Origin of the sequence: Frankia sp. AiPs1 (assembly GCF_023716945.1) — a bacterium.
Classification (GTDB): Bacteria; Actinomycetota; Actinomycetes; order Frankiales; family Frankiaceae; genus Frankia.
This window is the reverse complement of record NZ_JAMQQF010000356.1, coordinates 1-6,020: the sequence shown is the minus strand read 5'-3', so window position 1 is coordinate 6,020 and position 6,020 is coordinate 1. Positions and strand designations below refer to the sequence as shown.

The 6,020-nt window shown below is 71.2% G+C and carries 5 protein-coding genes; all 5 read right to left on the bottom strand.

All coding sequences use genetic code 11. The features are described 5' to 3' along the window. A partial coding sequence (locus ND748_RS22775) for a serine/threonine-protein kinase (RefSeq protein ID WP_251748002.1) occupies positions 1–974 on the bottom strand: 974 nt, incomplete at its 3' end. Further along, positions 971–2,416, bottom strand: coding sequence for a penicillin-binding protein 2 (locus ND748_RS22770; protein WP_251748001.1), 1,446 nt, complete (start codon positions 2,414–2,416; stop codon positions 971–973). The genes ND748_RS22775 and ND748_RS22770, both read right to left, overlap by 4 nt. Continuing rightward, entirely contained in the window at positions 2,413–3,909 is a 1,497-nt protein-coding gene (locus tag ND748_RS22765) for an FtsW/RodA/SpoVE family cell cycle protein (protein ID WP_251748000.1), read from the bottom strand. The genes ND748_RS22770 and ND748_RS22765 overlap by 4 nt, the downstream gene beginning before the upstream one ends. A gap of 13 nt (positions 3,910–3,922) precedes the next feature. Beyond that, positions 3,923–5,350: a Stp1/IreP family PP2C-type Ser/Thr phosphatase gene (locus tag ND748_RS22760; protein ID WP_251747999.1), complete on the bottom strand. Its 1,428-nt coding sequence runs from the start codon at positions 5,348–5,350 to the stop codon at positions 3,923–3,925. Then, positions 5,347–5,844, bottom strand: coding sequence for an FHA domain-containing protein (locus ND748_RS22755; RefSeq protein ID WP_251747998.1), 498 nt, complete (start codon positions 5,842–5,844; stop codon positions 5,347–5,349). The genes ND748_RS22760 and ND748_RS22755 overlap by 4 nt, the downstream gene beginning before the upstream one ends. Positions 5,845–6,020 lie beyond the last annotated feature (176 nt).

Genomic DNA, 6,020 nt, shown 5'->3' with positions numbered 1-6,020 from the left:
GAGGAGGGCATGCCGGTGCCCGGGCCGGGGTGGCGCGCGGTGGCGTCCGACATGTCGCCCGGGCCCGGCCACCGGCCGGTGTCCGGGCTCCACAGACTGCGCCGGATGCCCGCGGCGGACCGGGCGAACGCGCCCGCGGAACTCGGCCGGCGGGCCGGGTCCTTGGCCATGGCCGACTCGACCAGGCCTCGGACCTGGTAGGGGACATCGGCGGGCAGCGGGGGCGGGGTGTCCTGCTGGTGGGCCATCACCACGACGATCGGGTTGCGGTCGTCGAAGGGCCGGCGGCCGGCGAGGCACTCGTAGGCGACGACGCCGAGCGAGTAGACGTCGCTGGCCGGCGTTACCGGCCGTCCCGATGCCTGCTCGGGCGAGACGTAGTACGCCGTGCCCATCATGATGCCGGTGGCGGTCAGCGGGGCGGCGTCCACCGCGCGGGCGATGCCGAAGTCGGTGACCTTGACCGCGCCGTCCGGGCGCAGCAGCAGGTTGCCGGGCTTGACGTCGCGGTGAACGACGCCGAGGGCATGGGCGGCCTGCAGCGCGTCGGCGGCCTGGCCGAGGATGTCCAGCATCCGGTCGGGCGACAGCCGCTTCTCCCGGTGCAGCGCGGCCGACAGCGGCTCGCCCTCCACCAGCTCCATCACCAGGTAGGCCGTGGGGTAGTCGTCCGCGGTGGCGACCTCGCCGTAGTCGTAGACCGAGGCGACCCCGGGATGCGACAGCCGGGCGGCGTGGCGGGCCTCGCCGCGAAAGCGCACCAGGAACGACTCGTCGCTGGCGTACTCCGGGCGCAGCAGCTTGACCGCGACGGGACGACCGAGGGTCTGGTCGAGGCCCCGCCAGACCTCGCCCATGCCGCCCGCGGCGATTCGGCCGTCGAGCCGGTAGCGGTTGTCCAGGACGGTGTTCGGCGAGGCGGCGCCCGCGAACGGCTGCGACGGTGAGGTGGGATTACCCGGCGAGTTGTTCATGGTGTGTCCAATGCGGCCTGCATGACCTGTTTCGCGACGGGGGCGGCGATGGCACCACCGGTGCTCAGCTCACCCCCGCCGTCCTCGACGATGACGGCGACCGCCACCTTGGGCGCGTCCGACGGGGCGAAGCCGACGAACCAGGCGTGCGGCGGCTCGTCTGTGCCGTGCTCCGCGGTTCCGGTCTTCCCGGCGACGGCGACGCCGTCGATGCGCGCCTTACGGCCCGTTCCCGACGTCACCACGCTCTCCATCATGGTCGTGAGTTCGGCGGCGACGTCGCTGCTGACCGGCTTGCCGAGTTCCTTGGGACCGGTTCGGCTGATCGTCTTCTTGTCCGGGCCACGCAACTCGGAGACGAGGTAGGGCTTCATCTCGGTGCCACCGTTGGCGATCGCCGCGACCACCTCCGCCATCTGTAGGGGCGTTACCCGGACGTTGTACTGGCCGATCGCCGACTGCGCCGTCTGCGCGCCGTCGAGCTTGGTCGGGAACACGCTGCGGGCCTGCTGCAACGGGAAGTCGGGGAAGGTCGAGTTCAGGCCGAACGCCTCGGCCTGCTGGCGCAGTGTCTCGGCGCCGAGATCGATGCCGAGCTGCGCGAAGGCGGTGTTGCAGGAGATCGTCAACGCGTGGGTGAGGGTGTCGGTCTCACCGTCGCCGCACCGTTCGCCGCCGAAGTTCGGCAGCCGCACCGTGCTCAGCGGCAACGCGAGCTCGTCGGGTGCCGCCACGCGGTCGTCGGGGTGGCGGCCGTGCGACAGCGCCGCCGCGGCGGTGATGAGCTTGAACGTCGAACCCGGCGGATAGGTCTGCTGCGTCGCCCGGTTCAGCAGCGGCTGGGCCGGGTCGCCCGAGAGCGTCCCGTAGGCGCCCGTCGCCGTCTTCTCGGTGTGGCTGGCCAGCGGGCTCGGGTCGTAGGACGGGCTGGTCACCATCGCCAGGATGGCACCGGTGGACGGGTCGAGCGCCACCACGGCGCCCTTGCGGTTGCCCAGCGCCTGCGCGGCGGCCTGCTGGACCGCGGGCAGGATCGTGGTGACCACGGAGCCGCCGCGGCGCTGCTTGTTGGTGAACAGCCCGGTCACCCGGCTGGCCAGCAGCCGGTCGTCATCGCCGGAGAGGAACACGTCCTGGGAGCGCTCCAGCCCGGCGGCGGTGAACAGCGTGTAGTAGCCCGTGACGTCGGAGTAGAGCGATCCGGCCGGGTACTGCCGCTGGAACTTGTACGGGTCGTTCGACGGGGTGGACCGGGCTATCTCCACGTCGCCGGCCAGGATCGACCCGCGTTCGCGTTCGAGCCGTTCGGTGATCTGGCGGCCGTTGGTCGGCTGGGTCTTGAGGTCGCTGGCCTCGCCGACCTGCAACCAGTTGGCGTTCACGAGCAGCGCGGCGAACAGGACCAGGCAGGCGATGGCGACCTTGCGCACCGGGCGGTTCATGTCGTCTTCACCACCTGGGTGGGGCTGTCGGCGACCGCGCCCGGATCGAACAGCGGGGCGTCCGACGCCGGCTCGGGCGCACGGCGCGCGCTGTCGCTGACCCGCAACAGCAACGCGATGATCGCGGCGTTGGCCACGATGGACGACCCACCATAGGAGACGAACGGCAGGGTGAGCCCGGTCAGTGGGATGAGCCGCATCACCCCGCCGACCTGCACGAACACCTGGAGCGCCAGGGTGAACGACAGCCCGGTCGCCAGCAGTTTGCCGAAGGCGTCCTTCGCGCCGAGCGCCGCGCGCATGCCGCGCAGCACGATCAGCGCGTACAGCGTCAGGATCGCCATCACGCCGGTGAGCCCCAGCTCCTCGCCGAGGCTGGCCATGATGAAGTCGGTGTTGGCGAAGGGCACCTTCTGCGGATGGCCCTCGCCGAGGCCGGTGCCGGTCATCCCGCCGGCCGCGAACCCGTACAGGCCCTGCACGAGCTGGTAGGAGGTGCTGGACGGGTTGTCGCCGTCGAAGGCGTGCAGCCAGCCGTCGACGCGGACCTGGACGTGGCTGAACAGGCTGTGCGCGAGCACGGCGCCGATCATGAACAGCACGAACCCGACCAGGAACCACGACGCCCGCTCGGTGGCCACGTAGAGCACGACCATGAACATGCCGAAGAACAGCAGGGAGGAGCCGAGGTCGTTCTGCACGACCAGGATGCCCAGGCTTGCCAACCACGCCACCAGGACCGGGCCGAGATCGCGGGCGCGCGGCAGCTTCACCCCGAGCACGGAGCGCGACGCCAGGGACAGCACGTCCCGCTTCTTCTCCAGGTAGCCGGCGAAGAAGATCAGAATGATGATCTTCGAGACCTCGCTGGGCTGGAAGGAGAACGGGCCGACGCGCAGCCAGAGCCGGGCGCCGTTGATGGAGGTGCCGATACCCGGCGCGATGGGCAGCAGCAGGCCGACGATGCCGATCAGCCCGGCCGTGTAGGCGTAGCGGGCGAGCTTGCGGTGGTCGCGCACCACCGCCAGCACCAGGACGAAGACGATGACCGCCAACAGCGTCCACACGAGCTGCACCTGCGCGGCGCTGGGCGGGATGTGAGTGCCGGCCTGCTTGGCCGCCTGGCTCTTGGCCAGGTCCAGTCGATAGATCATGACCAGACCGAGGCCGTTGAGGGCGACGACGACCGGCAGCAACACCGGATCGGCGGCCGGCGCGAACCGGCGGACCGCGAGGTGCGCTAGTGCCCACAGGCAGAAGAAGCCCAGGCCGATCGAGAAGATGCCGAGCGAGAGCTCGCCGATGTCGGCGAAGGTCAGTGCGGCCAGCGCGCTGGTCGCCAGCACCCCGGCGAAGACCAGCAGGATGAGCTCACGGCGGCGATACGGCGGCAGGTCGGTGCCCTGCGGCAGGGGCAGGCCGGCGAACGTCGCGGTGAGGTCCGCCGACCTCGGCCTGCGCAGCGGAGGAAGGGGTATCGGCGGGCGGGTCATCGCTGGCCTGAGGTCACGGTGACGGGGTGGGTACGGGCGTGCTTGGGCAGCCTGGGACGGCGACGCCGACGGGGCTCGCAACGTGACAGCCCGCGGGCAGCAGACCGGCGGGATCCAGCGACGGGGACTTGGGCCGGTTGATCGCGGACGGGCTGGGCGTCGCGGTGACCGCCGGCCGCGTCGGGCTCGGCGTGTGCAGCCGGGAGATGATCTGCTCCCCCTCGTCCCGGCTGTTGGCCGGGATGCCGTGGCGTACATCGTCCTGATCGGCCGGGGAGACCTCGGACAGCAGCCGGCCGTGCGAGAGCACCGACGAGAGATGGACGCCGGCGACGCTGCCCTTCACCCCCTGGAACAGGGCCACTCGCCCGTTCTCGTCGACGCCGACGTAGTACTGGCCGCGCACATAGGTCCACCCCGCCGCGGCGCCCGCGACGACGAGGACGAACACGACGGTGGAGACGAACAGGATCCGCCGGCCCGATCGGCGTCGGCCGTCCGCGTCCCCGTCCGCGTCGTCGCTCTCGCCGTCGCCGCGGTCGCTGGCCTGCTCCTGGCGGTCCCGGCGGTGAAAACCCGACCGGCCGATCCGGGCCGCCTTGGCCGCCGCGGACTCGGTGTCCGGGTAGCGCGGATCGGGCCCGCTTCGTGCGGATGCGGCCCCGGGCACCACTCGCTTCTCCGCCGCGGCACCGGCGACCAGCGGGTAGGGCCGGCTCTCCCCGCGGTCCTCGGAGATGTCGGCGACGACGACCGTGATGTTGTCCGGGCCGCCGCCCTTGAGCGCCAGGTCGACGAGCTGGTCCACCGCATCCTGCGGAGTGGGCAGCAGCAGCGTCTCCAGGATCGTCTCCTCGCTGACCACCCCCGACAGACCGTCGGTGCACAGCAGGTAGCGGTCCCCGTCCCGGGCCTGGCGCACCGACAGGTCGGGCTCGACCTCGCGGCCGTCCAGCGCACGCATCAGCAGGGAGCGCTGGGGGTGCGTGTTCGCCTGCTCGGGGGTGATCCGACCCTGGTCGACGAGGTCCTGCACGAGCGTGTGGTCGTGGGTGACCTGACTGAGGATGCCCTCGCGCAGCAGGTAGGCCCGCGAGTCCCCGACATGCAGGACCCCGAGCATGTCCCCGGACGAGAGCACCGCGGTCACCGTGGTGCCCATGCCGTCCAGGGCGCTGTTCTCCAGGGACATCTCGCGCAACTGGCGGTTGGCGTCGCGGACGGCCTCGTTCAGCTCCGTCACGAGGTCGTCGCTGTCGATGTCCTCGTCGAGGTCGGCCAGCCGGGAGATCACCATGGAGCTGGCGACCTCGCCCGCGGCGTGCCCGCCCATGCCGTCGGCCACCGCCAGCAGGCGCTGCCCGGCATAGGCGGAGTCTTCGTTTCCTTCCCGTACGTGCCCGACATCCGAGCGAACGGCGAAGTGAAGCCTGAGGCTCACCGGTGGAGCTCCAGGACCGTCTTCCCGATCCTGACCGGCGCGCCGAGAGGTACCGGCATGGGACTGGTCACCTTCGAACGGTTGAGGAATGTGCCATTGGTCGAGCCGAGGTCCTCGACGAACCACTGTCCGTCGTGGGGCACGAGTCTCGCATGCCGGCCTGATGCGAAGTCATCCTCGAGGACCAGAGTCGAGTCCTGTGCCCGTCCGATGGTGACAGGTGATGATCCTAGGGGGATCGTTGTGCCCGCCAAGTGCCCCTTGGTTACCACGAGTTTGCTCGGAGACTGTGGCTTGCGAGCCGGTTGGGGTGGCGTCCGGGGGGGTGCCGGCCGCGCCATCGGGGGTGGCTCGCGCCGCTGTTGGCGCTTTGTCGGGCCGAACATGTCCAGCCGGACGGCGCGCACGGCGACGAGGACGAATCCCCACAACAGGGCGAGAAAGCCGATCTTGACGATCAGCAGGACGAGTTCGCTGGGCTCGGTCGGATCCATCGGCCGCTACCAGCCCCGATCCGATCGCGACCGCCCGCGTCCACCGTCGCCGCCGGCCGGGGGGTCGACCTGGCCCGGCAGGTACGTCTGCGCGTCGTACACGTCGTCCAGTGGCTCGAGGCCGCCGTCGGGTCCCGCCGCGCCGGGGGCCGGGCGGGCGCGGGTGGGCGCGCTGG